The sequence below is a fragment of the Bradyrhizobium genosp. A genome, from assembly GCF_049949275.1.
Taxonomy (GTDB): domain Bacteria; phylum Pseudomonadota; class Alphaproteobacteria; order Rhizobiales; family Xanthobacteraceae; genus Bradyrhizobium.
On the sequence record NZ_CP188196.1, the window covers coordinates 3,999,961 to 4,026,414 of the forward strand.

The 26,454-nt window shown below is 63.6% G+C and carries 28 protein-coding genes; 14 read left to right on the forward strand and 14 right to left on the reverse strand.

The features are described 5' to 3' along the window. Nucleotides 1–76 precede the first annotated feature (76 nt). Nucleotides 77–1,165, reverse strand: a complete 1,089-nt coding sequence (locus ACP2YP_RS18445) for a hypothetical protein (protein ID WP_426425827.1) — start codon at nt 1,163–1,165, stop codon at nt 77–79. Between the two features lie 200 nt (nt 1,166–1,365). Between ACP2YP_RS18445 and ACP2YP_RS18450 the strand changes: the two genes are divergently transcribed. Then, the gene (locus tag ACP2YP_RS18450) at nt 1,366–2,988 is read left to right on the forward strand and encodes an ABC-F family ATP-binding cassette domain-containing protein (protein ID WP_426425828.1); all 1,623 of its coding nucleotides are present in this window, start codon (nt 1,366–1,368) and stop codon (nt 2,986–2,988) included. A gap of 79 nt (nt 2,989–3,067) precedes the next feature. On the opposite strand, the gene ACP2YP_RS18455 is transcribed toward ACP2YP_RS18450, so the two are convergent. Further along, nucleotides 3,068–4,213, reverse strand: coding sequence for a type II asparaginase (locus tag ACP2YP_RS18455; protein ID WP_426425830.1), 1,146 nt, complete (start codon nt 4,211–4,213; stop codon nt 3,068–3,070). 311 nt (nt 4,214–4,524) lie between these two features. Here ACP2YP_RS18455 and ACP2YP_RS18460 point away from each other — a divergent pair, with 311 nt between their 5' ends. Further along, on the forward strand, nt 4,525–5,391 hold the full coding sequence (locus ACP2YP_RS18460) for a PepSY domain-containing protein (protein ID WP_426425832.1): 867 nt from the start codon (nt 4,525–4,527) through the stop codon (nt 5,389–5,391). A 395-nt stretch (nt 5,392–5,786) separates the two neighbouring features. Next, nucleotides 5,787–7,043 (forward strand): aminotransferase class I/II-fold pyridoxal phosphate-dependent enzyme, encoded by a 1,257-nt coding sequence (locus ACP2YP_RS18465; RefSeq protein ID WP_426425833.1) that lies wholly within the window; start codon nt 5,787–5,789, stop codon nt 7,041–7,043. Nucleotides 7,044–7,307: 264 nt separating this feature from the next. Here ACP2YP_RS18465 and ACP2YP_RS18470 read toward each other — a convergent pair whose 3' ends face one another. Together ACP2YP_RS18470 and ACP2YP_RS18475 are read right to left on the reverse strand one after the other, a co-directional pair. Then, nucleotides 7,308–7,556 carry a hypothetical protein gene (locus ACP2YP_RS18470; RefSeq protein WP_128952136.1) on the reverse strand — a complete coding sequence of 83 codons (249 nt, stop codon included), beginning with the start codon at nt 7,554–7,556 and terminating at the stop codon, nt 7,308–7,310. Between the two features lie 119 nt (nt 7,557–7,675). Next, nucleotides 7,676–8,638: an alpha/beta hydrolase gene (locus tag ACP2YP_RS18475; protein WP_426425834.1), complete on the reverse strand. Its 963-nt coding sequence runs from the start codon at nt 8,636–8,638 to the stop codon at nt 7,676–7,678. Between the two features lie 125 nt (nt 8,639–8,763). On the opposite strand from ACP2YP_RS18475, the gene ACP2YP_RS18480 reads away from it, so the two are divergent. Together ACP2YP_RS18480 and ACP2YP_RS18485 are read left to right on the forward strand one after the other, a co-directional pair. Then, nucleotides 8,764–9,441 (forward strand): nitroreductase, encoded by a 678-nt coding sequence (locus ACP2YP_RS18480; RefSeq protein WP_426425835.1) that lies wholly within the window; start codon nt 8,764–8,766, stop codon nt 9,439–9,441. A 134-nt stretch (nt 9,442–9,575) separates the two neighbouring features. Further along, on the forward strand, nt 9,576–9,779 hold the full coding sequence (locus ACP2YP_RS18485; RefSeq protein WP_426425836.1) for a hypothetical protein: 204 nt from the start codon (nt 9,576–9,578) through the stop codon (nt 9,777–9,779). A gap of 44 nt (nt 9,780–9,823) precedes the next feature. On the opposite strand, the gene ACP2YP_RS18490 is transcribed toward ACP2YP_RS18485, so the two are convergent. Genes ACP2YP_RS18490 through ACP2YP_RS18500 form a run of 3 tightly spaced genes read right to left on the reverse strand, consistent with a single transcriptional unit; the run spans nt 9,824 to nt 12,455 of the window. Continuing rightward, complete coding sequence (locus ACP2YP_RS18490) at nt 9,824–10,945, reverse strand: HD-GYP domain-containing protein (RefSeq protein WP_426425838.1); 1,122 nt, start codon at nt 10,943–10,945, stop codon at nt 9,824–9,826. A gap of 59 nt (nt 10,946–11,004) precedes the next feature. Beyond that, nucleotides 11,005–11,325, reverse strand: coding sequence for a PilZ domain-containing protein (locus ACP2YP_RS18495; protein WP_426425840.1), 321 nt, complete (start codon nt 11,323–11,325; stop codon nt 11,005–11,007). Beyond that, nucleotides 11,322–12,455 carry a DUF2336 domain-containing protein gene (locus ACP2YP_RS18500; protein ID WP_426426196.1) on the reverse strand — a complete coding sequence of 378 codons (1,134 nt, stop codon included), beginning with the start codon at nt 12,453–12,455 and terminating at the stop codon, nt 11,322–11,324. Before ACP2YP_RS18500 ends, ACP2YP_RS18495 begins: the two co-directional genes overlap by 4 nt. Nucleotides 12,456–12,760: 305 nt before the next feature. Between ACP2YP_RS18500 and ACP2YP_RS18505 the strand changes: the two genes are divergently transcribed. Further along, the gene (locus ACP2YP_RS18505) at nt 12,761–13,708 is read left to right on the forward strand and encodes a helix-turn-helix domain-containing protein (protein WP_426425841.1); all 948 of its coding nucleotides are present in this window, start codon (nt 12,761–12,763) and stop codon (nt 13,706–13,708) included. A 51-nt stretch (nt 13,709–13,759) separates the two neighbouring features. Then, on the forward strand, nt 13,760–14,350 hold the full coding sequence (locus ACP2YP_RS18510; RefSeq protein ID WP_426425842.1) for an NADPH-dependent FMN reductase: 591 nt from the start codon (nt 13,760–13,762) through the stop codon (nt 14,348–14,350). An 11-nt stretch (nt 14,351–14,361) separates the two neighbouring features. On the opposite strand, the gene ACP2YP_RS18515 is transcribed toward ACP2YP_RS18510, so the two are convergent. Then, entirely contained in the window at nt 14,362–16,443 is a 2,082-nt protein-coding gene (locus ACP2YP_RS18515; RefSeq protein WP_426425843.1) for a methyl-accepting chemotaxis protein, read from the reverse strand. Between the two features lie 97 nt (nt 16,444–16,540). Continuing rightward, nucleotides 16,541–16,981 carry a DUF1810 domain-containing protein gene (locus ACP2YP_RS18520; protein ID WP_426425844.1) on the reverse strand — a complete coding sequence of 147 codons (441 nt, stop codon included), beginning with the start codon at nt 16,979–16,981 and terminating at the stop codon, nt 16,541–16,543. A gap of 191 nt (nt 16,982–17,172) precedes the next feature. Between ACP2YP_RS18520 and ACP2YP_RS18525 the strand changes: the two genes are divergently transcribed. Together ACP2YP_RS18525 and ACP2YP_RS18530 are read left to right on the forward strand one after the other, a co-directional pair. Then, on the forward strand, nt 17,173–18,132 hold the full coding sequence (locus tag ACP2YP_RS18525) for a DUF2778 domain-containing protein (RefSeq protein WP_426426197.1): 960 nt from the start codon (nt 17,173–17,175) through the stop codon (nt 18,130–18,132). 64 nt (nt 18,133–18,196) lie between these two features. Then, nucleotides 18,197–18,454, forward strand: coding sequence for a hypothetical protein (locus tag ACP2YP_RS18530; protein WP_018644685.1), 258 nt, complete (start codon nt 18,197–18,199; stop codon nt 18,452–18,454). A 52-nt stretch (nt 18,455–18,506) separates the two neighbouring features. Here the strand turns inward: ACP2YP_RS18530 and ACP2YP_RS18535 are convergent, their stop codons facing one another. Further along, nucleotides 18,507–20,363 carry a tannase/feruloyl esterase family alpha/beta hydrolase gene (locus ACP2YP_RS18535; protein WP_426425845.1) on the reverse strand — a complete coding sequence of 619 codons (1,857 nt, stop codon included), beginning with the start codon at nt 20,361–20,363 and terminating at the stop codon, nt 18,507–18,509. Nucleotides 20,364–20,932: 569 nt separating this feature from the next. Here ACP2YP_RS18535 and ACP2YP_RS18540 point away from each other — a divergent pair. From ACP2YP_RS18540 to ACP2YP_RS18560, 5 genes are all read left to right on the forward strand, one after another. Further along, nucleotides 20,933–21,391 carry a MarR family winged helix-turn-helix transcriptional regulator gene (locus ACP2YP_RS18540; RefSeq protein ID WP_426425846.1) on the forward strand — a complete coding sequence of 153 codons (459 nt, stop codon included), beginning with the start codon at nt 20,933–20,935 and terminating at the stop codon, nt 21,389–21,391. 137 nt (nt 21,392–21,528) lie between these two features. Continuing rightward, nucleotides 21,529–22,227, forward strand: a complete 699-nt coding sequence (gene minC, locus ACP2YP_RS18545; protein ID WP_426425847.1) for a septum site-determining protein MinC — start codon at nt 21,529–21,531, stop codon at nt 22,225–22,227. 21 nt (nt 22,228–22,248) lie between these two features. Continuing rightward, the gene (minD, locus tag ACP2YP_RS18550; protein WP_426425848.1) at nt 22,249–23,064 is read left to right on the forward strand and encodes a septum site-determining protein MinD; all 816 of its coding nucleotides are present in this window, start codon (nt 22,249–22,251) and stop codon (nt 23,062–23,064) included. Then, entirely contained in the window at nt 23,061–23,342 is a 282-nt protein-coding gene (gene minE / locus ACP2YP_RS18555) for a cell division topological specificity factor MinE (protein WP_426425849.1), read from the forward strand. The genes minD and minE overlap by 4 nt, the downstream gene beginning before the upstream one ends. Before the next feature lie 176 nt (nt 23,343–23,518). Beyond that, nucleotides 23,519–23,704, forward strand: coding sequence for a hypothetical protein (locus tag ACP2YP_RS18560; RefSeq protein WP_426425851.1), 186 nt, complete (start codon nt 23,519–23,521; stop codon nt 23,702–23,704). Between the two features lie 20 nt (nt 23,705–23,724). Here the strand turns inward: ACP2YP_RS18560 and ACP2YP_RS18565 are convergent, their stop codons facing one another. The 4 genes from ACP2YP_RS18565 to ACP2YP_RS18580 form a co-directional block, all read right to left on the reverse strand. Continuing rightward, nucleotides 23,725–23,973, reverse strand: coding sequence for a hypothetical protein (locus ACP2YP_RS18565; protein WP_426425853.1), 249 nt, complete (start codon nt 23,971–23,973; stop codon nt 23,725–23,727). Between the two features lie 108 nt (nt 23,974–24,081). After that, on the reverse strand, nt 24,082–24,474 hold the full coding sequence (locus ACP2YP_RS18570) for a hypothetical protein (protein ID WP_426425854.1): 393 nt from the start codon (nt 24,472–24,474) through the stop codon (nt 24,082–24,084). An 86-nt stretch (nt 24,475–24,560) separates the two neighbouring features. After that, nucleotides 24,561–24,791: a DUF6894 family protein gene (locus tag ACP2YP_RS18575; RefSeq protein ID WP_426425855.1), complete on the reverse strand. Its 231-nt coding sequence runs from the start codon at nt 24,789–24,791 to the stop codon at nt 24,561–24,563. A gap of 382 nt (nt 24,792–25,173) precedes the next feature. Continuing rightward, entirely contained in the window at nt 25,174–26,220 is a 1,047-nt protein-coding gene (locus tag ACP2YP_RS18580) for a hypothetical protein (protein WP_426425856.1), read from the reverse strand. Between the last annotated feature and the right edge of the window lie 234 nt (nt 26,221–26,454).

A 26,454-nucleotide genomic window follows, 5' to 3' on the forward strand; every position in this document is an offset into this window, starting at 1 on the left:
ATAGAACAGGGCGGCTGTTTACGAGAGGTGAAGGCGGCCGGCACGAACGCAGCCGCCTCTCGTCTGGCCTAAACCTTCACTTGAGGTCGGCGATCGTCGCGGGGCCGGGGCCGGGCGTGACCAGGGTCGGCCATTGCTTGGAGCCGAACGGGACCAGCGGGGGCAGGAACGGTGTCATGCCGCGCTTTCCCGTCTCGGCGATGATCGCGGCGCGCGCGTCGCCTCCCATCAGCTCGTAGTCCATCAAGTGATAATTGCCGAAGAACAGTGCGCCGACCGAGCGGTCGGCGATGATCCGCGTCAGCGATTCCAGCATGTCTGATGGCGTCGTGGTGAACGAGACCGTCTCGATCAGCAGCAGGCGCGTGTTGATGGCCTCCGGGCCGAAGAACTGCGCGAGCACGCTGAAGATCACGTTGTTCTGCCGCGCGACGTAGATGGTGTTGCTGGCGGCATAGGTCTTCTCCCAGTCGGGACCGAGCTGCGCCTTCCAGTCAGCCAGTACGCCCATCCAGTGCGCGACCTGGGTCTGGGCCGCCCACGCGACGTTTTTGGCGAGGAAGGGGGCCTGCTGTTTGCCAAAGGCCTCTAGCTTAGCGAACGGAATGACGCCGCTCGCAAGGCATTCGTCCATGAAGGCAATGTTGTTTTTCAGGATGGTGCGGTTGTTGTCGCGCCAGTCGGCCTGCATCGGCGTGGCGTCGAGGCTGTCCAGCGCCGACTGCATCCGGCTGCGAAAGGCCAGCATCGCGCCGCGCCAGGATTTGTTGTCGGGATTGTCGACATAGGGGCCGACCACCTCGGCCAGCGCCATGGTGCTGTGGCCGACCGATTTCAGTAGCTGATAGACGACCGGCACCTGCGGTGCGTCGAGCGGCGGCTGGCCCGGCCGATAGAGGATCAGGCGTCCGCCGGCGCCGGAGAACAGGCCGAGGATCACGGGGTGCTTGTCGAGGATGTTCTTCTGGAACAGTTTTGCCGCGTCGCCATAGAGCTCGAACATCGTCGTGTTCAGCGCCAGCACGTCCCTGGTCGCGACGTCGCCGGGCGCGGCATTGGTCTTGCCGGAGATCGGCGCCATGTAATCGGGCAGGGTCTGAGCCGTTGCGGCGCTGCCGCCGAGCATGAGTGCGGCGGCCATGGCCAGGCCAAAGCGAGTTTTCATCGGCATTCCCCCCGGGGTCTCAGCAAGCGTCAGATCGACGGATGTCCGTCAGATTCGCTGGACGTCGCCACCCGCGGTTCTGGCGGAAAATTGCTAAGGATTTGTCAGGAGCGGGGGTGAAACCCGGGCCCGGCCGGGCTTCCCTTGGGCGTGGGCATGGCCTATTACGCCGCAACGCAACATTCCCGCAAAAGACCCCCATGATCCGCCTCGACAACGTCAGCAAGCAAGCCGGCCACCAGATCCTGTTCATCGAAGCCTCCGCCGCCCTCAACAAGGGCGAGAAGATCGGCCTCGTTGGCCCGAACGGCGCGGGAAAGACCACCCTGTTCCGGATGATCGCCGGCGAGGAACTGCCCGACGAGGGGCAGGTCTCGACCGATCGCGGCATCACCATCGGCTATTTCAACCAGGACGTCGGCGAGATGAGTGGCCGGAGCGCCGTGGCTGAGGTGATGAATGGCGCAGGTCCCGTCAGCGAGGTCGCAGCCGAACTGCGCCAGCTCGAGGCCGACATGGCCGACCCCGACAAGGCCGACCAGATGGACGAAATCATCGCCCGCTATGGCGAGGTCCAGCACGCGTTCGAGGAGCTCGACGGCTACGCGCTCGACGGCCGTGCGCGCGAAGCGCTCTCAGGCCTCGGCTTCAGCCAGGAGATGATGGACGGCGACGTCGGCAAACTCTCCGGCGGCTGGAAGATGCGCGTGGCGCTGGCCCGCATCCTGCTGATGCGTCCTGATGTCATGCTGCTCGACGAGCCGAGCAACCATCTCGATTTGGAAAGCCTGATCTGGCTCGAGAAGTTCTTGCACGATTACGAAGGCACGCTGCTGATGACCTCGCATGACCGCGAGTTCATCAACCGCGTGATCTCCAAAGTAGTCGAGATCGATTCCGGCTCGCTCACGACCTACGCGGGCAATTACGAGTTCTACGAGCAGCAGCGCGCGCTGAACGAGAAGCAGCAGCAGGCGCAGTTCGAGCGCCAGCAGGCGATGCTCGCCAAGGAGATCAAGTTCATCGAGCGTTTCAAGGCGCGCGCCTCGCATGCCGCCCAAGTGCAGAGCCGGGTCAAGAAGCTCGACAAGATCGAGCGGGTCGAGCCGCCGCGCCGCCGCCAGACGGTGGCGTTCGACTTCCTGCCGGCGCCGCGCTCCGGCGAGGACGTCGTCGCCTTGAAGAAGGTGTTCAAGGGCTATGGAGCCAAGCGCATCTATGACGGGCTGGATTTCATGATCCGCCGCAGGGAGCGCTGGTGCGTGATGGGCGTCAACGGCGCCGGCAAGTCGACGCTGCTCAAGCTCGTCGCTGGCGCGAGCGAGCCGGACGAGGGCACCGTGGCACTCGGCGGCAGCGTCAAGATGGGCTATTTCGCCCAGCACGCGATGGATCTGCTCGACGGCGAGCGCACCGTGTTCCAGTCGCTGGAAGACCAGTTTCCGACCGCGGGGCAGGGCTCCTTGCGCGCGCTCGCCGGCTGCTTCGGCTTCTCCGGCGACGACGTCGAGAAGCGCTGCCGCGTGCTGTCAGGCGGCGAGAAGGCGCGGCTGGTGATGGCAAAAATGCTGTTCGATCCGCCGAATTTTCTGGTGCTGGACGAGCCGACCAACCATCTCGACCTCGCCACCAAGGAAATGCTGATCACCGCGCTGTCGGATTTCGAGGGCACCATGCTGTTCGTCTCGCATGATCGCCACTTCCTCAGCGTCTTGTCGAACCGCGTGCTCGAGCTGACGCCCGAAGGCATTCACCAGTATGGCGGCGGCTACACGGAGTATGTCGCGCGCACCGGGCAGGAAGCGCCGGGGTTGCGGTCGTAGCGATGAGCGGTGGCCCGGATGGCGCGCTGCGCAATCCGGGATCAATCTCCGCGCTCACCGACGCCGCGCCTCGGACGCCCTAATACGTGTAGAACATCCGCTGGATTTCCTTGCTGTCGGTCGTCTTGGTCAGCGCCAGCATCAGCAAGATACGCGCCTTTTGCGGATTGAGCGTATCCGAGACGATGAAGTCGTGTTCGTCGTCCTTGGCTTCGCCATTGCGCGCGACGATACCGTTGCCGACACGGCTGCTGCGAACGATCGCGACACCCTTCTTGTGGGCCTCGTCGAGAGCCGGCTCGACCGCGGGCCGGGCAAGGCTGCCGTCACCTACGCCAGCGTGCACGATCCCCTTGGCGCCGGCGGCGACAAAAGCGTCGATCGCGACCCGGTTCATGTTGGCGTAGCCGTAGACGATATCGACTTGCGGCAGGGTATCGAGGTTAGAAACGTCGAATTCGGAGTCCGCCGTGTGCCGGCGCGTCGATTGACGATAGAAGTACGGCTTGTTGCCCTGCATGTAGCCGAGGAAGCCCAGTTCCGGCGTGCGGAAGGTGTCTGCCGTCGAGGTGTTGTTCTTGGTCACCTCGCGCGCCGCGTTGATCTGATCGTTGAGGGCGACGAGCACGCCCTTGCCGACCGCCTCTTCGCTGCCCGCGAGGATCACGGCGTTGAAGAGGTTAATCGGCCCGTCCGCGCTGATCGCTGTCGACGGCCGCATCGCGCCGACGATGACGACGGGCTTTTTGCTCTTGACCACCAGGTCCAGGAAATAGCTGGTTTCCTCGATCGTATCGGTGCCGTGCGTGATCACGATCCCGTCGACGTCGTCCTGCGCGAGGAGCGTGTTGACGCGCTTGGCAAGCTTCAGCCAGTAGTCATTGTTCATGTTCTCGCTGGCGATCTGGAAAACCTGCTCGCCCTTGACGTTGGCCACCGCCTTCAGTTCGGGAACGGCGTTCAGGAGGGTCTCGATGCCCACCGTGGCCGAGGTATAACCGACCACGGTCGTGCTGCTCGCCCCGGTGCCGGCGATCGTGCCGCCGGTCGCGAGAACCATGACGTTGGGCAGACCGGGGCCCCTTGCATTCGCGACGTCAAAACTGGTGAGCAGCACAAAGAGCAAGCTCACTGTCGCCACGATCTGATTACGCACTCGAAGTTGCCACATCTTGACGTCCCTTTCCTGGAAAGCCTGGTCGATGCGCCCCAATTCGCTCAGCACGCCATGATCCGTCAGCCGACGGCTTCTGTCTAGGGTTGTGATGTCATCGCTTGACTTTGTTTGGGCGCGCAGGGAGCCGCCTTCGACTTCAAGCGGGATTGAAGGTCTTTCTTCACCTCGCCCCGCTTGCGGGGAGAGGTCTGAACCTCCTCCGAATGGGTGGACACCTGTAGTAGGCTCTAAGAGCCCGAAGTGCTAACGGCAATGCTGGAGGCCCCGGGCTGCGAGGCGGTCTCCGCCCGCGGCTCCTCAGTCTCCCCTAAGTAATGGACATTAAGCTCACGCTCTGCTCTTCGTGAGGATTAAGGATCATGCGCTCCCCTTCGCTCAATCGGCTCTTTGGCATTTTCGGTTTTCTGCTACTCGCACTTTTTGTCGGGGGCGCAGCCTCGGCGCAGGGCACCGCGAACCAGCCTCGGAATCTGGGCGATCTTTCAATTTTTCGCAACATCGCCGCAGACACGCTTGGCATCGTCGATGCCGGGGATCTCGACCGTGCCAAGATGCGCATAAAGGATCTCGAAGCGGCTTGGGATAGAGCTGAAGTCAAGCTTCGCCCGCGCCATCCCGAGCAATGGCAAGCCGTCGATAAGGCCATTGATGTTGCACTCGCTCAGCTGCGCGCCGACCAACCTCAAGCGTCGGGCGCAAAAGATGCTCTACACGCCTTGCTCTTGATCCTCGATCCGGCCAATCCTCCTAAGACGGCCGCGCTTGGCGAAACCAACGCTCTCGCAACAGCCAAGCTTTCGGTTACCGATGTTATTGCCGCCGCCGAAAAGCTTCAGGCAGGTGCGAGCGTGCTCGACGTAAGCTTCGAACCCCAAAACGGCGTGCCGGCCTACGCAGTCCGAACCTATGCCAATCGGAAGGTCTGGGACGGCATTATTGACGCAACAAGCGGCCAAGCCATCGGCAGCGGGACTGTAGTGGAGGAGTCAGCTCTGGACGCGGAGGACAAGGCGGAGTTAGCCGCGTTGAAGGGCGCCAAAATCACACTACGCGAAGCTATTGCCTTGGCCGAGAAGACAAACGGTGGTCGGGCTCTCAACGCGGGATTGGAGCAAGTGCGCGGGAAAGCTGTTTGGGAGATTCTTGTTCGAACTAAAAAAAGCGCCAAGCAAATCCACATCGATCCAATCAGTGGCAAACTCTCAATGGCAGACGCTCCACAATGAAGGCGCGTCTCTCGCCCTGAATTGCCCGACGACACGCTTCTGGAAAGCGTACGTCTGCCACCTCGTGTACAACACGCGCTGAAAGCCGCTGGCTTCAAGACTGTCGGGAGGCACGGGATGCGACCGACAAAACCTTACTGAGCTTGCAATATCTCGGTAAGAAGTAAGTATCGGAGCTGCGCGGGACACTAGGCTTGTCTTCAACGGCAGGAGTGCGGCCTCGCAAATAGCTTGGCGCGCTGCTTTAGGTAAAGTATGCACACAGGCTGTTACGAACGGCCTAGCGCAGCGTGGGGCGCAGTTCGACCGCAGTTACCTTGCCCCTTGCCAATCGAGTGGCATGCACTTTCATATGGGTACGACACCGATCTGGGACCGTAATTTAAGGGGTTTGCTTGCAAGAATTTACTGAAATGGCCAAGTGGCTTGTTGATCAGAATTTGCACGATGGAGATCCGGTTGAATCTCTGCCCACTCCGGCCTTTCTGGCCAATGGAAGAAAATATATTTCTTTCAGCACCAACAACTATCTATCAATTGCGACTAGCGCTCGGCTGATCAGTGCAGCAACACGGGGGCTAGAAACCTACGGCCTAGGAAACTGCGAGTCACGGCTGCTGACCGGAAACCTGGCAGTGTACAGCGAGCTTGAGCACAAACTCGCAGCCTGTAAGAAGAAGGATGCCGCGGTACTATTCGCCACGGGATACATGGCGAACTTAGGAGTTCTGTCGTCTCTTCCGCAAACGTCCAAATATGCTCGCATTTACGGATTCACCAGCGCGCGGGAATATACGTACGCTTATTTTGGGGACCAATTGAATCATGTCAGTATCCGTGATGGCATCCGCATGTCCGGAGCCGCGCGGGCAACTTATCGTCACCTTGATCTCAACCACCTTGAAGCACTTCTCAAGAAATCAACCGCCACAACCAAAATCATCGTCACGGATGGGGTCTTCAGCCAGGACGGCGATATTGCGCCTCTACCCGACTTATTGCAGCTTGCCGAACGCTACGACGCGACACTTTATGTAGACGATGCTCACGGGACCGGGATACTTGGTGAAAACGGTGGTGGAATTTGCGAACATTTCGGTGTCACAAGCGCACGCATCATTTACATGGGCACGCTCAGTAAAGCCTATGGCGGGATTGGTGGCTTCATTGCCACGGAGGCTCATATTGCCGAGATCATTCGTCTAGCCTGCTCAGCCTATGGATTCACGTCGACATTGCCACCGGATCAAGCGATCGCCCTGAGCGAAGCGGTCGACATGGTCGTGGACGAACCTGAACGTCGTGCTCGCTTGTGGGAAAATCAGCGTTACTTCGTCACAAGGATGTCTGAACTGCCCTATCCGCTCATTTCGACAGACTCGCCGATCGTCCCAATTCTGATCGGAGATGAGGATGCCGCTGACGCTCTCGCGCTGTCGCTTGGCGAATCGGGCATCCACGTCGATGCCGTTCGTTTCCCTGCGGTCCCCTTGGGCAAAGCGCGCCTTCGCATTCAACTCAATGCTGGGCATACCAGCCACGATATTGATCAGCTCATCGACACATTACGGGCGCACCAGCATCGTGCGTCCACACTCTTTGCATCAACCGTAGTTGCGACAAAAGCAAAGCTCGGCGAAGGGCGCTTTTGATTTTCTTCCGAGACCCTCGCAAAGGACTGACCAAGTTGGCGGGTGAGTGCGGGCATCGCGCGCCAGACGTTCTGGAGTTGAATTTGCGCGAAGCGCAAATTCGGGTGAGGGGAACTCCCCACGAATCCAACTAACGCCGTCCCCGCGGAGACTCCCCCTCACCCCAACCGTCTCAGCGCGAGCGGAGCTCGTCGCGGCCCCGCATCCGCCTTCGCCAAGGCTTCGACGGACAAGAGCGGGGCGAGGGAGTAGAACTCGCCGCGATCAGGCGCCCATCTCGCACTTCTTCATAAAACTGTTCTTGGCGGCGCCGGCGAGCGGCTTGCCGTCGGAGCCGACGGCCTTGGGCGTGCAGGCGTCTTCCTTGCACTTCTTCATGAACGAGGTCTTGGCCGCGCCGGCGAGCGCCTTGCCGTCCTTGCCGACTGCCTTGCTCTCGCAGGTGTCGTCCGCAAGGGCCGAGCCCGCTGCAAAGGTGGCAACGATCGCAGCCAGGAAAATTCGCTTCATCATGGGTGTCTCCCTAAACCAAAAAGATGGCGCGGGAATTGGAGCCCGGAATCGTGGCGCAATCAAGCAGGATCAGGGCCGGGGCACGACGGACATTGCGGATTTTTGTCCGCCCAGGGTCTCTAGACCCCGCGCGCGAGCAACGCCTTGAAGTCGGCGCGTGCACGCTGCGCTTCGGCACGGGCGACCTCGGAGGCGTCCCCGAGGCCGAAATAGCCATGGATCAGACCGGCGCCCTCGTGATGCTTCACCCGCACGCCGGCGGCCTCCAGTGCTTTCGCATAGGCCGCGCCTTCGTCACGCAGCGGATCGAACCAGGCGGTGGTCACGATCGCGGGCGCAAGGCCTGCGAGCGAGGCGGCACGCAGCGGCGAGACCCGCCAGTCGGTGGCGTGACCGGCGTCAGCGAGATAATGGCCGGCGAACCATTCCATGACGGCACGCGAGAGAAAGTAGCCTTCTGCATTCTCGACGCGCGATGGAAAGCGCGCGTTCTCGCGCGCGTCGGCATAGCCGCCCGCGACGTCGGTCACGGGATAGACCAGGAGCTGCGCGGCGAGCTCAATGCCGGCATCGCGGCAGGCGATCGCGGTAGCGGCTGCGAGATTGCCGCCGGCGCTGTCACCGGCAACGCCAAGACGCTTTGCATCGCCGCCAAATTCCGCGACACGGTTGAACACGTCGCTCGCAGCCGTGAAGGCGTCCTCGAAGGCGCCGGGAAAGCGCGTTTCCGGCGGGCGGCGATAGTCGACTGAGACCACGACCGCGCCGGTCTCGATCGCGAGATTGCGCGCCTGCCGGTCGTGGGTCTCGAGGTCACCCGCGACCCAGCCGCCGCCGTGGAAGAACACAACAGTGGGCGCGGGCGCGCTGCCGACGCGATAAACGCGCGCATCTAGCGGGCCGGCGCCGCCCCTGACCTTGATATCCTGCACGGCATCGACGGGCGGCGGCGGCACGGCCGCTCGCGCGGTAGCCAGTGCGCGCAAGGAATCGCGGGCGCTCTGTGGCGTCATCGTCGTGGGATCGCGCAGCGGCAGCAGCGGAATGATCTGGGCGACGACGGGATCGAGCGGTGCGGCCATGATCGGGTCCTCACGGGGTTCTTGGTCTTGCTTGGCCGTTAGCATAGATTTCGCGCACCGCATCGGCAACCGGAGACGTGTTGCAGATGTCGTGCAGATGAATGAACGGGCAGGGAGGTCTTGAGGTGGAATTCGAAACGCTGGTCCAATCGCGCCGCAGCGTGCGTGGTTTCAAACAGCAGCCAGTGCCGCGCGCGGTGGTCGAGGCGATCATCGACAGCGCCAAGCGCGCACCGTCGTCGATGAACACCCAGCCCTGGCATGTCCATGTGCTGACGGGCCGCCCCCTGGAAGAGCTGCGCCGCCGCAACATGGAGGAGATGGTCGGCGGCGCCAAGGTCAAGCGCGACATCATCAGCCATGGCGAGTACCAGGGCGTGCATCGCACCCGTCAGGTCGACATCGCCAAGAAGCTGTTCGGCGCGATGGGGATTGCGCGTGACGACAAGCCGATGCGGCAGGACTGGGTGCTGCGCGGCTTCCGCCAGTTCGACGCGCCGGTTTCGCTGGTGCTGACTTATGACCGTGTGCTCGATCCCGGCGCCGTCTGCCATTTCGATCTCGGTGCGCTCTGCTACGGCATCGTGCTGGCGGCCTGGGACCGCGGGCTCGGCTCTGTGATCAACGGGCAGGGCATCATGCGCTCCGACATCGTGCGCGAGGTCGCAAAGATTCCCGAGGACGAGGTCATCATGACCTGCGTTGCGATGGGCTATCCCGACGACAACTTTGCCGCGAACGCCGTGCGTTCGGATCGCGAGGGCAATGACGAGTTCGTCCGCTACGTCGGTTTCGCCGACTGACACGGAGAGGCCGGAGGAGATTATTCCCCCACGAAATTTTTCGTGCGGACTCGTTACGGCCTCTTGCAATCTCATCCGTGCAGGAGGAACAATATACGGACTCAAAGGTTTGTTGCTGGCGCGAGGGAATTGACATGCGGCGGCTGGCTAGCCTGGTTCGACGGTTGTTCGGTCCGCGGATACAGCGTCCGATCGATGATGATCCCAGTCTTCCTTTTACTCCTGAAGAGTTCGGCAGGCTGGTCCGCAGTGGCCGGCGCGAGGACATGAAGCTGCTGGCCGAAGGACTGGCCTGCCGCTCGATCCCGCGCCGCATCAAATACCGGGCTACGCATTAGGCGCAGCCGCGATGTCTTGGTCCGCCCGCTGGTTTGGCGCACGCTCAGCGTGAGAGTGCGACCTTCTTGAAGAATATGACCAGTGCCTTCTCAAGTTTTCCGGTCATGCCGCAAATAATATTATAGGCATCCGTGCGCGGCATCGTCGCCTTGTAGTGCCGGTGCTCGATCAGCGCGGCGAAGATGTCCGATATCGTGAGAATGCGCACGATGTCGTTGATGCTCTCGCCGGCAAGCGCATCCGGATAGCCACTGCCGTCGAGAAATTCGTGGTGATGCCGGACGGCATCGAGAATTTCCGGCGTGATCTTCTCCTGGCCCTTGAGAAAGTCGTAGCCCGCCGCCGGATGCGTCTCGATCATGGCGCGCTCCTCGGGATCGAGACGGCCGGGTTTGTCGAGGATCGCAAGCGGGATCTGCGCCTTCCCGATGTCGTGGAACATGGCGGCCGAATACAGACGCTCGAGATCCACTCGTCCAACGCCGAGGCTCAGCCCGAAGTCGATGGCAACGCCGGTCACGAGCAAGCAATGCTGATATGTTCCTTCATGGTGGCGCCGTACCGTGGTGAGCCATTCGGACAGGCCATGCTGGGTGATGCGGTCGGCAATCTGGCGTCCGGCGTCCTTGGTGCCGTCGACATCAAGCGGCTGGCCAAGTGTGACGGCCGTGAACATCGACGCGATGGCGGTGGCAGCCGTCTCGACGGCGTTGTCCGGCTGGGTCGAACCGCCCAATGAGTCCGAGGCCGGCTCGGCCGGATCAGCCAGCGCCGCCAGCAGCTTGGTCTTGTTGAGCGGGCCGGGAAGGACGAGCGTCGCGCCGAGCGCATAGGCTTGCGAGATGCGGACGTGCGAGGCGTGCTCGACGAGAAAGATGCGCTTTGCGGCCTTTGCCAGCCTGGCTGACCGCTTCTTGATCGCCGCGATATTGTCGACGTCACGCAGCTCCGCGCGGATGACGATGGCAAACGGCACTTGCGACAGCCTGGCTTCCGCGTCGAGCCGTTCGCCGGCGACGATGAATTGCCGTTCGAGCGCCGCGCAGATGCCCGCCAATTTGTCGGAGGAATCCGCCAGCACATGCACGAACGGGCGCGCCAATTGCGCCGCTCGGATGCTGCCGTCGCCTTTGACGGGGCGGATGGTGGTTCGCGCTTTCTGCACGGATGAACCCGAACTGCACTGGAGTTGAGCGAGCTTGATGATGTGGTGAGCCGGTTTGCCTACTTGGTCCGGGCGGCTCCCACCTTCGCGCTCGCCGACTTCTTCTTGCTGTCCGCGTTGATGAAGTGCACGCCGGCCAAGGTGCCGTCGATCCAGACCAGCTCGCAGCGCCGGTAGGCGAGACCCGTCGACGATAGCAGCATGAAGAATTCCTTGGCTTGCAGCACGTCGAGCGAGCCTTCGACCTCGATCTTGGCACCTGTCTGCGACACGTCGAGCAGCACGCAGCTGCGCCGCCAGGTGCCGTCCGAGCCCATCAGGTTCACCGCCTGCCTGTGGTCCATCCGTACACGAAGCGCCTTGCGACCGTCGAACTTCATCGGCTAACCCCCATTTTCGCGCCGCGATTTCCCGGATCGCTTGTGTTGGTGCTTGCTGCGATTTCCCCCCAGCGCACCGTCCATTGGCTGGTCGACAATAGAAGCGTTTCGAAAATCAGCTGCGCGCGCTCGCGCTGGGCGAAAGAGAGCCGGGCGCCGCTGCGGTTGCTCAGAATCGCAAGCGTGGTCGCCCAGTTCAGGCGCGACGCCCGGCAGGCCATGACCAGGCCCTCGCAATCGTCGTCGGTCATGACGTGCTCGACGATCTCGACCGGCGCCCCCGACAGCACCGACAGCGCGGTGTACAAATTAGCGGTCTCACCGCGGATCGCGAAGCGGTTCACGGTGGAATCGTTGAGCTTGCCGATGCGGTTGAGGGCGACGATCTCAGGCCTTGCGCTCGCATAGTCGGCCGAGGAGGGCGACTTTGGTTGAGCCGCTGCGGCTGCTTGCGCGGGAGGAACGGCGGAGGCATTGGGCTTGGCCGGCGCAGTCTCGGTGGGTGCAGTCTTGGCGGGTGCAGTCTTGGCGGGTGCGGTGGACAGCAGCTTCCGGACGATGACGTCAGGCGTGCCGGGCCGCAGAGCCAGCGCTTTCATGATCTCGCCGTCTTCATCGGCCCTGGCGATCAGCGCGGCGTAGGCAGCTTCGGAGAATTTAGCTCCCGGGTTCTTGATCAGCGCGAGGCAGATCGATCCGCCACGCTTGATCAGTGCCTCGGTCACATCAGCCTCGATTGAGGTGCGTGCAGCGATCGCACGTTGATGGCGCTCGCCGCCGGAGGCCGCGATTGCCGCGAGAGCGGTCGTGGAGAGCGCCTGCGAATTTAGCAGGAGGGGGCACGCCACGTCCGCGTTGTCGTGTGACACAAGACGCTGCAATGTCTCCGGCGGAGCCACCTTAAGGTCGGCAAGCGTCGTGCTGAGTTGAATCAGCGCAGTGACCTCGACCCGTTCCGTCAGTCGCAGCAGAACGCCATCGACCACACCGGCAAGCAATTCCTGAGATCGGTCGCCGCTGCCTGTGAGCAACTGCACAATACCGGAGAGGATGCGAGCGCAGCGGTCCAAAGGACAGGTTGCGACGGCCTCTTCCAATTCGACCAGAATATCAGCAGGCGAATTTGCCATCGTGGCAGGGCCTGTACTCAAATAAATTTCGACGAACCAACGCCCTTCATTTCGCCCCAGAGCCGTTAATTTGAAATTGAGGTCTTGGGCGTCCGGGTATGAATGCACCGCTGTCACAGCCGGAAACGATATCGAAATTTGGCGAGGCTTGATGCGGCGGCTTGTCCTTTGAAGGGGATCCTCGCCAACTCATCGAGTGGAGTTAGACGATTCTTTCGGTCTAACGGGGCAACCGAAAAAGGGGAAATTCGGATCGGCGCTATCGCCGGACGCGCGTCGTTTTCCGACGTGGTTTTTCATTTGTCATGAACAGCAATGATGATGCGCCCGGGCTGGCGCCGAAGATATTTCGGTTTTCCGACGTCGATGAATTTCGAAATGCCATACGTGGCCTGAACTTCGAATTCACGCCTTTCGTACGGGGGATTCCGGCCGAGCAGACCATTCTGTCGCTGCCCGGCTGCGACGTGAATTTGACGCACGCGTTTCCGCGGGTGGTTGACGCGCAGCTTGTCGAGAATTGCACGGCGATCGGGTTCACGATGGACAACCTCGACGTGCCCATTCGCTTCAACGGCTCGCAGCGCGCCCGTCCGGTCATCGTCATCGGCAGCGGCGGCGCGGCCTACACCACCATCGAGGAAGTGCAGCGGCAAATCGCCTCCGTGGTGTTCAGGCCGGAGGTGACGGATCGCGGATGGCCGCGTGCGGCCCTGAGCTTCAAGATTTTTGAAACAACCGCCGCGGGCTTGGACCGGCTGCGCAGCGTGGTTCGCGAGGTGCTGGCGGCAGCGGCAGAGCCCGTCGGCGCAGCGGAGATGCCGTTCAAGGCTGCGGCCATGAAGGAGTCTCTGCTGGGTGCAGTTGACGACGCCTTCGAAAACGTCGTCTCGGTCCGCTGGACCTTGCGCCCCAATGACGAGCGCAACTTCAAGATCTTCCAGGACATCCGCGCCCTGTTGTCCGACGACCTCTCGCAGCCGATCTACAGCGAGGACATCGCGCGCAAGCTCGGCCTGTCCGTTCGCACCATGCACGACGTCGTGCGCCGCTATCGCGGCATGAGCTTGCACCGATTCCTGCGCCTGCGCCGGCTCTGGCTGGTGCGCCAGCGGCTGCTCGCCGGTGCCGACAGCGTCAAGGCCGTCGCGCTCGCGTTCGGCTTCTGGCATCTCAGCGATTTCTCCCGCAGCTATCGCGATCAGTTCGGCGAGTCGCCGTCGCAAACGCTGGAATTCGGGCGAAAACGATAGCGCGGCAAATCGGTTGGGGCCGTCCCGCCGTTTCGTGCTAACCTGCCGGCCATGAGCCATCGCATCCTCGTCCTCTACGGTTCCTACCGGTCCGACCGCATGGGCATCCGCCTTGCGAATTTCGTCATCGATCGCCTGCGCAGTCGCGGCGAAGAGGTCGAGTTCATCGATGCCAAGGCGATCGGCCTGCCGATGCTCGACCGCATGTACAAGGAATATCCCGCGGGCACCGCGCCGGAGGCGCTGGAGAAGCTGGCCGGCCAGATCCGCGGCGCCGACGGCTTCGTCTTCGTCACCGGCGAATATAATTGGGGCATTCAGCCCGGCCTGAAGAATCTCACCGACCACTTCCTGGAAGAGTGGTTCTGGCGACCGGCCGCGATCGTGAGCTATTCCGCCGGCCGCCTGTCCGGCGCGCGCGCCTCGACCGCGTGGCACGGCACGTTGTCGGAGATGGGGATGGTGGTGATCTCGAGCACCATCGGCGTCGGGCCGATCGGCCAGACACTGTCAGCGGAAAGCGAGCCGATCGGCGAGGGCGGCCAGGCGCTGGAACGCTCGTTCCCGCGCTTTGCCGATGATCTCAATTGGTGGATCGAGGCCACCAAGGCGCAGCGCGCGCGCAAGGCGCCGCCTTATTAAACGCGCGCTGCTTACGCCGCCCTGACTTCACCGAGGAAGCGGTCGAACTGACCCGCCAGATCGCGTGACTGCGTCGAGAGTTGTTCGGCCGCGCCCAGCACTTCCCTTGCGGCCGCACCGGTGTCGTCGGCGGCGCGCTGCACGCCAGATATGTTGGTGTTGACCTCCTGGGTGCCGCGGGCAGCTTCCTGGACGCTGCGGGAGATCTCCCTGGTCGCCGAACCCTGTTCTTCGATCGCGGCCGCAATCGCGGTACCGATCTGGTCGATCTCGGCGATGACGTCGGCGACGTTGCGGATCGCAGTGACGGTCTCGTCGCTCGCGGACTGGATCGCCGTGATCTGCTCGGAGATTTCGGTGGTCGCCTTGGCGGTCTGGCCGGCCAGCGACTTCACTTCGGATGCGACGACGGCAAAGCCGCGGCCGGCGTCGCCGGCGCGGGCGGCCTCGATGGTGGCGTTGAGCGCCAGAAGGTTGGTCTGCTCGGCGATGCTCTGGATCAGCGTGACGACGTCGCCGATCTTCTGTGCGCCCGCTGCGAGCGCGCGGGCGGTGTCACCGGTGCGGCGGGCGTTGTCGACGGCGCGGGCCGCGATCTCGGTCGATTGCGCGACCTGACGGCCGATCTCGGCGATCGATGACGTCAGCTCTTCGGTGGCGCTGGCGACCGTCTGCACGTTGGTCGAGGTCTGCTCGGAGGCAGCGGCGACGACCGCGGCCTGGCTGTTGGTTTGGGCGGCTGTCGAGGTCATCGACTGCGCCGTGGTTTCCATGGTGGCGGAGGCGCGGGACAGGCCGCCGACCAGTTCGGTGACCTTGGCTTCGAACGCGCGCGTGAGCCCGTCGAGCGCCTGGGCACGCCGCATCTTGCCGTCGTTCTCGGCCTGCTTTTCGGCGGCGAGCCGGTCAGCCCGGATCATGTTGTCCTTGAACACCTGGACGGCGGCCGCCATCGCCCCGATCTCGTCGGAGCGTTCGGCGCCGGAGATATCTTCTGCAACGTCGCCGTCGGCGAGCCGCGACATCCGGGTCGTCAGGCTGACGATCGGAGCGCAGACGCGGCGGCGGACCATCACGATGAGGCCGGCGCTGGCGATCAGCACGGCGGCAAGGCCGAGCAGCGCGATGGTGAAGCTGGTGCGCGCGGCGGCGGACGCGCCGGCGAGGATCTGCTCCGCATTGTCGTAGAAGGCGTCGCGCACCCCGATGATCGCACCGAGACCGACTTGCGATGCGGCGAAGTAGGTGTCGATGTCGTGCTCGTATTTGCCGCTGACGGCGCCGTCCTTGACGAGTTTCTGCTCGCGGCCAAAGCCGTCGACATAGACGGTGTTCATCGTCTCCAGGGCGGATGCGACATTGGCGGGCGTGGTCGGGTTGCCGCGCAGCTCCTGAAGCGACATCACGATCTGGTCGTTGCGGCCCTGGGTGCGGGCGATGTCGGCTTTCTCCGCGTCGGTCGCGACCTTCTTCGAGCCGAGCAGGTTCTTGTGCAGGCTGGCGTTGAGGCCGCCGATGTCGCGCAGCGTCATCGCGATGTTGGCGTAGCTGGCCTGGCGGTAGGCATCGCCGTTGAGGATCGCCATGCGGCGGACCTGCTCGTTGAGCAGCGCGGTGACGCCGGCATTGAGCACGGCATTGTCGGCGACGATCTTCCTGGCCGCGTCCTTGCGCGCCTCCGCCGGTCCGGCAATCGCCTTGTCGACGGCCTCGCGCAACGCGGTGAACTTCGTATTGATGCCGTCGATGTTGCTGCCGATGGTGGTGCCGTCGTCGACCGGGCCGGGCAGCTCCTTGCGCAGCGCGTTCATCTTGTCGCGCGCGCCATCGGTCTGCTTGCGCAGCTTGTCGTGCTCGGACAGTTGCGCCGGGTCGACGGTCGCAGGGCCATAGAGGATATTGGTGGCGAAGCCGCGCTCGGGGTTGAGATAGCGCGGGATGTCGCTGACGGCGCGGACGACAGCGAGCCGCCCTTGCGCCTCGCTGATCCGCTCCATCGTCTGGTATTTCGTCACCGCGACGTAGACGGCAAGGCCGCCGCCGACAGTCGAGAGCGAGACAATGGCGGTGGTCAGCAGCGTACCGATTTTCATGATCTGTCCGGCAATTGGCGCGAGGAGAAAGATATTCTCCGAAAATAGGGGGAGCGTATTAATCGCGGGTTTACGCTTGCGGCCACGGTTGTCGCAGTCAGGAGGCCTTTCGATCGAGACCGGCCAGGATCTCCAGCGTCGCGCCGTCGCGCTCGCCGGCGAAGTATTTGGCGAGCGCCTCGTCGAAAACAGCCTGGTCGGACACCGCGCCGAACAGCGTCATCGACGAACGGAATTTGGCATCGTCGGGCGCGCCGAGGATCGCATTGATGGTCCGCCCATCGACCGCGAGCACAAGGCCGGTGCATTCGATCAGGCGCGGGCCGAGCAGGGGGTGGGCGAGGTAGGCCTCGGCCTCCGCCCGCGATCCGATGGCGTAACGCTGCGACATGGCGCTGAAGCCGAGGCCGGCGACCTGCGGGAAGACGAACCACATCCAGTGAGATCGCTTCCGGCCGCGGGTCAGCTCCGCCAAAACGTCGCGAAAAACCGGATCCTGGGCCCTGAGGAAGCGCTCTAGATCGAAAGGATCGGTCATTGGATACCTCACAGGAGGGCTAGCCGGCCGCGATTATGCCTAACTTTTGGCTCCCAATGTGGTAGCTGGTAGAGAGTCTCCGGGTGGGGGTTGGGTCCCCCGGGGGTCGTTTTGGGGATCTGATGGTTTCCGACCGCGCAAGCGCCGAGGGGCTGTTGTCGCGCCGCCGAATTGGGCGAGCCGAGACAATACTGCTGTCTATGGCTGCCATCGCGCTGGCGCTGGGCGCCGCTGCGTGGGTCGCGGATATCGGCGATTCCACCCCGTTGGTCACCGCCGCGCTGCCGCCGGCCAATTCTCCCTCGTTCGACGACCGTTTCGCCTCACTGTCCGGTAACCCGCCCGCCCGTGAGCTCGGCCTGCGGACGATGGAGCGCTCCGCCCTGAGTGTGGTCCAGCTCAAGCTGCGCGACGCCAAAGCGATGCTCGCCCAAAAGCTCCAGGGCGATGACTGGCGCTCGACCCTGACCGACAACGAGCAGCCTGCGACCGAAGAGACGGCGAGACCCTCGCAGCGCGCCGACGGCATTCCGATGCCACGCTCGCGGCCGGTCCAGGCGGACCTCTCTGCCCAGATCGCCTCCAGCCAGGCCTTTGCCGACACCAACCCCAACCCCAGGGTCGACAACCGCAACTTCTTCGAAAAGTTCACCGACAAGATCAAGCTCGCGTCGCTGACGCCCGACAGCGGCCTGTTCGGCAAGGCGCCGGATCTCGCCGCGCTGGGCTATGATTCGCGGACGGCGGTCTATGACATCAAGGCCAAGGCGCTTTATTTGCCAAGCGGCGTCGCGATCGAGGCCCATTCGGGCATGGGCGCGCTGATGGACGACCCCGAGCACGTCGACCAGCGCATGGTCGGTGCCACCCCGCCTGCGACCTACGACCTCAAGCCGCGCGAAAGACTGTTCCACGGCGTTCGGGCGCTGCGCATGACGCCGACGGACGGCACTAGCGCGCTTGGCCGTGTCGGCCTGCTCACCCACACCTTCATGCTCGGGCCGCGCGGCGATTCCAACGGCTGCGTCTCGATCAAGGACTATGATCGCTTCCTCAAGGCCTACGACAACGGCGAGTTCAACCGCCTGGTCGTGGTGCCGAGCCTGAGCGGATCGGCGACCGCCTCGCAGCGCGCCAGCACCGATTCCTGATATTCGCTGGACGGCGGGGCTACCGTTTTCCCTTCGTTAAGCCGTTGTCGTCCAGAAGCAGCCCATGAGTGATCCAGCAAGCTCCGAGACCCCGCTGCGCACCACGTTCAAGATCAAGCTGAACGGTGATACGCTGGCGATCGCGACCGTCGGCCAGGCCTATCAATTCCTCACCAACTTCAAATCGGTCGAGTGGATGGAATTCCGCTCGCTGCATGAGGATGCCGTCGCCGCGCTCGAGGGTGCGGCCGGCAATGCCATGCTCGCGGTCCAGGCGACCAATGCCGTGCGCGCGCTGTTCGTGAGCGCGAAGCTGCTCTGAACTGGCTGCGCGCCGCACGATCGCGCGCAGCATCCAGTCACATGTCTGACGTTCAGTGCCCGTCGCCGCCGTGGCCGTCGTCATCGTCGTGGAAGTCGTGGTCGCCGCCGCGGCCGAAGCCGGGATCGACGCACGCAAAGTTCGCGGCATCGCTGGTGAGGCCGCTGCCCTTGTACGTCGCAATCTTGGGATAGACGCAGAGCGGCCGCGTGCCCCCGGCCGGGAAGTTCTGGGCAATGCGCGGATCGAACACGCCGCCGGTCGGGTAGGGCGAGGCGGTGTTGGTATTGGCCGCGACAATGCGTTCCGGCGCGATGCCGTTTTCGACCCAGTCCGTGATCGCCTTGAGCTCGTTCGTGGCGAAGCTGGTGGTGGCTGCGCCGCCACCGCAATGGGCCATGTTGGGCACCATGAACAGCCGCGCAAAATCGGTCGCGTGATTGTCCATGCGCTGGTTCATCTTGCGGTACCAGCGGGCGATCGCGGCGCCCGAGAAGATGCCGTCATTGACCGAGGACGAGATGATCAGCTTGCCGCCGCGCGACCTGAACGGACGCAAATCGGTTGCGACCGCCGCCATGAAGTCCATCGCACTTTCCGGATAGGCCGCAGTCTTCGTGAAGATCTTCGGCGCGTCGGTGTCGAAGTTGAACTTGAACACGAAGGCTTCCTGGCCGTTCGGTCCGTTGACGGGCGTGACGACGGGCGGCGTCTGGAAGATCATCGGGATCGCGCCGGCGCCGAGTGTCAGGTTGATCGCGGTGTTGACGGCGGGCACAGGCGCGGTGACGACGTTCCAGAATTGCCAACCTGCGCCGGGCGCGGTGGGCGGCGTCCAGATGCCGGCATCCCAGAACCAGTTCGAATAGAGCCGCTCGCCTTTTGAATTGACCGGTCCGGCGTAGATCTTCTTGAGCACGTCGACCTGCGCGCTGGTGAGACAGGTGCCGCCATGCGGCGTGCTGCCGTGCGAGCCGGTGCCGCAGGTGTAGCTCGCGAGGGCCGGATACACCTTCTTCGCCGTGCAGGCGTGGTAATTGTCGATGATGCCGTCGACGAGGCCATCGAGCGCGTCGCAGGCGCTCAGGATCGCAGCCGATGTCACCTGAAGGTCCTGCTGCGGGAACGTGTCGGGAATGTACGGTTGGCCGTTGACGTCCTTGCTGGTCGAAAGCGTGCCGAGCACCTGCTCGTTCCAGGCTTCCGCAAGGCCCGCCTGCGGCAGGTTGAAGCCGGGATTTTGCGAGATCACGCCGTCAAACAGCCAGGGCGATCGTTGCGACGCGACCATCGCGTCGCGGCCGCCGTTCGAGCAGCCCATGATGTAGGAATAGACGGTGTCGAGCCCGTAGAAATAGGAGATGATCTGCTTGGCGGTCGTCGCGGTCTTTTCGATGCCATTATAGCCGTAGTCGCGGCGTGCCTGCGCATCGATCGCGAAATGCGCGGAGCCGCCGGCATTGGCGTCGTCGTCCTGATGGCCGCCGACGACGTTGGTTGCACTGTCCTCGTGGCCGCCGTCATCGGCCGCGACCGCCCAGCCCTGGCCGAGCTCGACACCGGCCGCCCCTTGCGGATCGCTTTGCAGGCTGCCGTCGGTGCCGCCGCCGCCCATCATCTCGAAGCGGCCATGCCAGGTGTTGGGCAAGTTGACTGCGAAGCCGATGCCGTAGGTGAAGTGATCGGGGTCCTGCGTGGAGACGCGCTTGTTGATGATGCCGACCACGTTGCAATAGCCCGACTTCTGCGTCGCGCTCAGGATCTGCGTGTTCGGCAGAGTGAGCCCGGTGAGGGCAGTGCAGGACGAGCGCGGGGCCACGCCGCTCGGCGGCAGCCCGTGTGCCGCTACCTGCGGGCCGAGAGACGCCGATGTGGCGATGATCGTCGAGGCGAGGAAAAGTCGTTTCATGTCATGCCCTCCCAGTTTCAACGTTGATGATGGAACGAAAGCGCCCGACGCGCCGCCGATTGGCGAGGCGTAGAGTGATCGGAAACATCTTTGGAATTGCTGGGAGCGATGCGCGTGCGCCGGCAAATGAGCCGCGAGGCCGTTGCGCGCAAAACCATTCTGCCGCGATGCGCTGTGGCACGCGGATCGTCGCCCACCCCTGATGACGGCACGGACGTTCGCTCCCCTTGAACCTGCTCGTGGTACGGCAGGCTTTCACGATCCTTAGGCGAGCGATGTTGCCATGTCAACATGGCGCATTGCGCGATATTGCCGTGCAACCTGTCGTAGAAGCTGTATGCGGCAAAGCCGGAGCTCCGCCCGGCTTCTCGATCCGACCGCGTTGCGTTAGACTCGCTGTCCGAATCCTCGGGATACCGCCGGAAGCTTCTGTGCCGGCTTTGCGAAAGATGCGCGCGATGCAGCCAGGCAAGGCTCCAGTGAGGAAAAAGGCTCGGGTCAGGAAACGGATCGCGCGACCGCAGCGGGCGGCACGCGTGACAAAGCCGTTGCGGCCGGCGCCGCGTCCCGTGTCCGGCACGAAGCCGGCCCGCGCAGAACCGCTTGCCCTCGGGGACCTCTCGCAACTGCTGGGCTACTCCATCCGCCGGGCGCAGCTCTGGATCTTCAAGGAATTCAGCCGGCAGTTGGCGGCCTTCGAGATCAGTCCCGCCCAATTTTCCGTGCTCTGCGTGATCGACGCCAATCCCGGCGTCAACCAGCTCGCCGTCGCGCAGCTTCTGTCGATCGAGCGGGCCGGGCTCGGCAGGCTGGTGGATCATCTGGAAGGCCGTGGCCTGGTGCAGCGCACTGCGTCCGCAATCAACCGCCGCTATTACGTGCTCTATCTGACCGAGGCCGGCGCGGCGCTGCTGGGCCGGCTGAGGCCGGCGGCCGCCGAAAGCGACAAGGCGCTCGCGGCCAAGATCGGACCGCGCGCCTACAAGGAATTGCAGCGGGCGCTGACGGTCTTTGTCGGGGACGCCTGAGCGATCCGTGGCCTGATTTGGCAGGCGGCCCCGGCCAAGCCCATCCCACTCACGTAACCCCACGGAGAAATTAACCAGCCATTAACCACATCGGCGGCATCGTTAACCATTCAATAACAGGGGACGAGTCGGCCGCCATGGAGGCCCTAGTAAAACCTCAACGCCAGATGGTGCGCCTGCGCGGGCGCTCCTATGTGGCTTTCGTCTTCGTGCCGACGGTTCCGATCCAGGACTGGCTCCAGGAGATCGACGCCACCATCGCACGCTCGCCGGGCTTCTTCGCCGGCCGCCCCGTAGTGGTCGATCTGTCCTCGGTCGATCTCAGCCAGTCCGGCATCGGTCATCTCCTCACCAGTCTTCAGGACCGCAACATCCGCGTGCTCGGCATCGAGGGCGTGGAGGAAGCGCGGCTGACGCCCTCCATGCCGCCGCTGGTCTCGGGCGGACGCAGCTGCGTGATCGAGCCGAGCGCGCCCAAGAAGCTTGAGGCGAAGGCCGAGACCAAGCCGACCTCGCTGCTGCTCGAGAGCCCAGTGCGCTCCGGCCAGACGGTGATCTTCCCCGAAGGCGACGTCACCATTCTGGGCTCGGTCGGCTCCGGCGCGGAGGTCGTTGCCGGCGGCTCCATCCACATCTACGGCGCGCTGCGCGGCCGCGCCATGGCGGGCGTGAACGGTCATACCAGCGCGCGCATCTATTGCCAGAAGATCGAGGCCGAACTGCTTGCAATCGATGGATTTTATCAGACCGCCGACGACATCGACGCTGCCTTGCGCGGCAAGCCGGCGCAGGCCTGGCTGCAGGGGAATACCATGCGAATTACAGCACTGAACTGACCAGCAAAGGAGACATTTCAGATGAGTAAGGTACTGGTCGTGACATCAGGCAAGGGCGGCGTCGGCAAGACGACCACGACCGCCGCGCTGGGCGCTGCGCTCGCGCAACGCGGCGACAAGGTCGTCGTCGTCGATTTCGACGTCGGCTTGCGCAACCTCGATCTCGTGATGGGCGCCGAACGCCGCGTGGTGTTCGACCTCATCAATGTGGTGCAGGGCGTGGCTAAGCTGCCGCAAGCGCTGATCAGGGACAAGCGGCTGGAGAACCTCTGGCTGCTGCCGGCGTCCCAAACCCGCGACAAGGACGCGCTGACGGAAGAGGGCGTCGGCAAGGTCATTGCGGACCTGCGCAGCCGTTTCGACTGGGTGATCTGCGACAGCCCGGCCGGCATCGAGCGCGGCGCCTCCATGGCGATGCGCTTTGCCGACGAGGCCGTGATCGTCACCAATCCGGAAGTCTCCTCGGTGCGCGATTCCGATCGCATCATAGGCATGCTCGATTCCAAGACCGTGCGGGCCGAAAAGGGCGAGCGCGTCGAGAAGCACATTCTCATCACCCGCTACGATCCCTCGCGCGCCGCACGCGGCGAGATGCTGACCATCGACGACATCCTGGAAATCCTCGCGACGCCTCTGCTCGGCATCATCCCCGAGAGCCAGGACGTGCTGCGCGCCTCCAATGTCGGCACGCCGGTGACGCTGTCGAATGCCGACGGCGCACCCGCCCGGGCCTATATCGACGCGGCGCGGCGGCTGTGCGGCGACACCGTGCCGATGCAGGTGCCCACCGAACGCAAGGGCTTCATGGATCGTCTGCTGCGACGGAGGGCTGCATGAGCATGGGTCTGCTCCGGCTTCTCCGCGGCAACAAGGCCTCTGCACCCGTCGCGCGCGAACGGCTGCAGATCCTGCTTGCCCATGAACGCGGACTGCGCGGCCAGCCCGATCTGCTCGGCGTGCTGCGTGAGGAAATTTTGGCGGTCGTGTCCAAGCATGTGACACTGGACCCGACCAAGGTGATCGTCCGGCTCGAGCGCGGCGACGAGGTTTCGACCCTCGAGGTCGATATCGAGGTGCCCAACGATTTCGAGCGCAAGCGTGTGGCTGTCGCGTAGGGGACGCGACTGAGGACGGCCCATTTGGGGTGGGTGAGAAGGCGGTCCGCTGGGCATGGCGGGCCGCCTTTGTCGTGCTGGCGGGTGAGCGGAACGACACGCGCGGCTCGATCGTTGTACGATGGCCGCGGAACGTTGAGCGATGCCCCGCGGCTTCGTCAGATGGGAGAGCGCCCATGATGTCCGAGGTCCAGGTCCACACCGTCGCACGGCAAATGCTGGAACGACATGGTTTCGCTGCGATTGCGAAGGCTGCCGAGCAGGCGCAGGCCTGCGAGGGCCGCGGGGACGCGGATGATGCAAAGGAATGGCGTCACATTGAGGACGCCATGAAGATCATCCGCGGTCCGCATCAGAGCTGATTTGCCGGAACCGGATCGGCTTAGCGCTCGCCTTGGTCGACGCCAGGCGGAGCTGGTTTGTGCTGCGTCTGTGGCTGTTCGCGGTCGCCTGTCTCCTTGCAAGGGAGTTGCTCCCACGATCCATCGGGTGCTTGCTGATAGGCGCTACAGGATGATGATACCGATTTGTCCTCGCTCTTCTGGGCGTTGGAATTTTTGGCCAGCGCCGGGGCAGCCAGCGCGGCACTCACCGCGAGCGTGCCGGCGAAAACGAGATAGGCAATCCGCATGGGCTTCTCCTGTTCAAAGAGACCCGCGCATGCTGGCGAGAAATGCGACGATTATGGGCCGGGGGCGGCGGTTCCGTCGCGGCGTGCTTAACGCCCGCGAAAAACCGGTTAGCCGCCCTTGCTGCGGATCAGGCCGGCGAGGTTGGTCTTCTGCTTTTCGCACCAATTGCTCATGCCGAGCCGGCGCTGGTCGAGATCGGTCGCTTGCGTCGCCACCGCGACCTCCGCCATGATGTCGTCGGCCTGCTTCTCGCCCATCTTGCCGCCGGTGTGCATCCAGGCGATCGCCTTGCGCACCTGCTCGGTGGTGCCGTCGGGAAGCTGCATCTGCTGCGCCTTCTGCACCAGATCCTGATAGACGACATCCGTGTTCGGGCATTCGACCTTGGCGGCAAAAGCCTGCAAGACCATCGTCACATAGGTCGAGCGCGGATGGTCGTCAGCGGCCTGGGCTGGAGCTGCGATCAGCAACAGGCTTGCCATCAGGTAACCGTAGCGCATCCTTGTGCCTCCCCTGATTTTTGAGGAGGCTAGCGGCTGGAGTGCCGCTCCGCAATGGGGGCGCGGCCGTGAAGCTCGCCGACGAGCTATCGACGCCAGGCTGGCACGGGGTCGAGCGGCGTGCGGTAGACCTCGTTGTGATCGCGATCGGTGACGCGCACCGCGCAACCTTTCCGCTGCAGCTCGGGCTTCACCTGCGACAGCTCGGTGGCGAGTTGAACAGCGCGATCGGAGGCGACCGCGATATCCTCGAGAATGATTTCGCCCTGGTTCTTGAACTCTTCACCAACCACGAGATCGAAGGAGTAGTAAGGCATCCGAATTCCCCGGTGTGACGACCCAAATCCTCAAACGAAGCCTTCAACGGAAGTCTTCAAAACATGAGGGATTGTACCACTGAGTCGATATCTGTCCGAGAACGGAGCGCGCAATCTCTGTGCTTATGGCGCAGAAATGATGTGCAGCATTCGGGTGCATTAAGTTTTTATTCAATATGTCTGCGCGATCATGAGGCATTGAATCGCAGCAGAACCGGGCTCCGGGAACCGGCAGCTGCAAGAGAAGGCCGGCGGCATAGATCCCGACGGCCTTTTCTCTCTTTGCGCCGAGCCGCGCATCACCGTAGTCGCACGGACTCACATCATCACGTCGAGTCGGACAGCTTGCGTTGTCGTCTGATGCGGGCCTCGCGATGCAGCTCTAGTGCAGCGGCATCGGCGGACGCACGATCGGTCCGTCATCATCGGCGACAGTTTGCGTCGTCGCAGCCGGTGGTGCCGCCGGCGGCGGGACCGCGGCAGCCTGCGAAGGCGGCGGCGGAGGTGCGAGCGGCGGGGGCGAATAAGCCGGCATGTAGCTGTGTGACACGACCGGCTTCGGTTTGCGAACCGGCGGCGGGATCGGGGCCGCAGCGCGCGGCGGCAGCGCAGATAATCGCGCGCGCGGATCGATCGGCGGTTTCGCCTCGGCGACCGGCTTTGGCGCCGGCGGCTTCGCCATCTCGCGCACCATCTGCTCCTGACCGGCCTTCAACTCGGCGATGTTGGCCTTGAGCTGCTCGATCTGCTGCGCCATCGCGGCGATGTCGCGCGTCATTGACTCCACTGTCTGCGTGGCATCGGCTTGTGTCGCGGCAGGCGCAGCAGCGGCCGTAACAACTGGTGCTGCGGGCGTCGCCGCAGTTTGGTCGGAGGTCTGATCCGGTGCGACGGGCGGGGCAGCCTGCGCGGCTGCGACCGGCGCCGTCTGCGATGTCGAAGGCAGCAGCGACGCCAGGGCCGGTGTCCATTCCGCGAGCATCTGCGTCGCGGTGTCGCCGTGCTTTTCCCAGGCGATGGTGGCGGCCGCGCTGCCGCCAGCAAACAGGAACGTGACGAAGGCGCCGCGCAGCCATCTGCCGGCGGCCGATCGCTTCGGTCGGCTATGACCATCGCTCGCCGTCACGCGCACAGCGGTGTCGACCGACGGCATTGCAGCGTGCGGCTTGGAGACAGGAATGAACTTCGGCTCCGGATTAATCTCCGGATTAATCTCCGGATTAATCTCCGAATTAATCTTGGGCTCTAGCGCGAATTTCGGCTCCGGACGGGCCGTGAACTCAGGTGCCAGCGTCGGCGCCTCGGTGGTCAGGCGCGAAGCCCGCACCACGTCGGGCGAAATCTGGACGGCGTCATGCGGGTCGTTGTCTCTCATCGTGTCCTTCACGATCTCATCCACGATCTGCCGGCTGTTCAACGTCGCGAGCATCGCAGCTCCTCTGAAGCGTTGGTCGTCCGCATTGGCGCGAGCCGATCGGTTGAATGGCCCATCCAGATCTGGTCAGGTTGGCCCAAGGGGCACGAGTCCAGCCGGGTTTGACCAAAGCAAGGCGACGCGATGGAGACATCGCGACGGTCTCCTGCCGTTTGTGGTGATGGAACCGGGCTTGCCGAACACGGGCACGTGTTCCGCACTGCCTTGTTTTCAGCACGATTTAGGCAG

Excerpts from the sequence above, each read along its gene's own strand:
- ACP2YP_RS18515 (WP_426425843.1), bottom strand. The coding sequence starts at position 16,443 with ATGAAAATCGGTACGCTGCTGACCACCGCCATTGTCTCGCTCTCGACT.
- ACP2YP_RS18470 (WP_128952136.1), bottom strand. The coding sequence starts at position 7,556 with ATGATGAAGCGAATTTTCCTGGCTGCGATCGTTGCCACCTTTGCAGCG.
- ACP2YP_RS18570 (WP_426425854.1), bottom strand. The coding sequence starts at position 24,474 with ATGCGCTACGGTTACCTGATGGCAAGCCTGTTGCTGATCGCAGCTCCA.
- ACP2YP_RS18500 (WP_426426196.1), bottom strand. The coding sequence starts at position 12,455 with ATGGCAAATTCGCCTGCTGATATTCTGGTCGAATTGGAAGAGGCCGTC.
- ACP2YP_RS18560 (WP_426425851.1), top strand. The coding sequence starts at position 23,519 with ATGATGTCCGAGGTCCAGGTCCACACCGTCGCACGGCAAATGCTGGAA.
- ACP2YP_RS18530 (WP_018644685.1), top strand. The coding sequence starts at position 18,197 with ATGAGTGATCCAGCAAGCTCCGAGACCCCGCTGCGCACCACGTTCAAG.
- ACP2YP_RS18580 (WP_426425856.1), bottom strand. The coding sequence starts at position 26,220 with ATGCTCGCGACGTTGAACAGCCGGCAGATCGTGGATGAGATCGTGAAG.
- ACP2YP_RS18485 (WP_426425836.1), top strand. The coding sequence starts at position 9,576 with ATGCGGCGGCTGGCTAGCCTGGTTCGACGGTTGTTCGGTCCGCGGATA.
- ACP2YP_RS18575 (WP_426425855.1), bottom strand. The coding sequence starts at position 24,791 with ATGCCTTACTACTCCTTCGATCTCGTGGTTGGTGAAGAGTTCAAGAAC.
- ACP2YP_RS18445 (WP_426425827.1), bottom strand. The coding sequence starts at position 1,165 with ATGAAAACTCGCTTTGGCCTGGCCATGGCCGCCGCACTCATGCTCGGC.
- minD (WP_426425848.1), top strand. The coding sequence starts at position 22,249 with ATGAGTAAGGTACTGGTCGTGACATCAGGCAAGGGCGGCGTCGGCAAG.
- minC (WP_426425847.1), top strand. The coding sequence starts at position 21,529 with ATGGAGGCCCTAGTAAAACCTCAACGCCAGATGGTGCGCCTGCGCGGG.
- ACP2YP_RS18565 (WP_426425853.1), bottom strand. The coding sequence starts at position 23,973 with ATGCGGATTGCCTATCTCGTTTTCGCCGGCACGCTCGCGGTGAGTGCC.
- ACP2YP_RS18450 (WP_426425828.1), top strand. The coding sequence starts at position 1,366 with ATGATCCGCCTCGACAACGTCAGCAAGCAAGCCGGCCACCAGATCCTG.
- ACP2YP_RS18495 (WP_426425840.1), bottom strand. The coding sequence starts at position 11,325 with ATGAAGTTCGACGGTCGCAAGGCGCTTCGTGTACGGATGGACCACAGG.
- ACP2YP_RS18505 (WP_426425841.1), top strand. The coding sequence starts at position 12,761 with ATGAACAGCAATGATGATGCGCCCGGGCTGGCGCCGAAGATATTTCGG.
- ACP2YP_RS18460 (WP_426425832.1), top strand. The coding sequence starts at position 4,525 with ATGCGCTCCCCTTCGCTCAATCGGCTCTTTGGCATTTTCGGTTTTCTG.
- ACP2YP_RS18510 (WP_426425842.1), top strand. The coding sequence starts at position 13,760 with ATGAGCCATCGCATCCTCGTCCTCTACGGTTCCTACCGGTCCGACCGC.
- ACP2YP_RS18520 (WP_426425844.1), bottom strand. The coding sequence starts at position 16,981 with ATGACCGATCCTTTCGATCTAGAGCGCTTCCTCAGGGCCCAGGATCCG.
- ACP2YP_RS18475 (WP_426425834.1), bottom strand. The coding sequence starts at position 8,638 with ATGGCCGCACCGCTCGATCCCGTCGTCGCCCAGATCATTCCGCTGCTG.
- minE (WP_426425849.1), top strand. The coding sequence starts at position 23,061 with ATGAGCATGGGTCTGCTCCGGCTTCTCCGCGGCAACAAGGCCTCTGCA.
- ACP2YP_RS18535 (WP_426425845.1), bottom strand. The coding sequence starts at position 20,363 with ATGAAACGACTTTTCCTCGCCTCGACGATCATCGCCACATCGGCGTCT.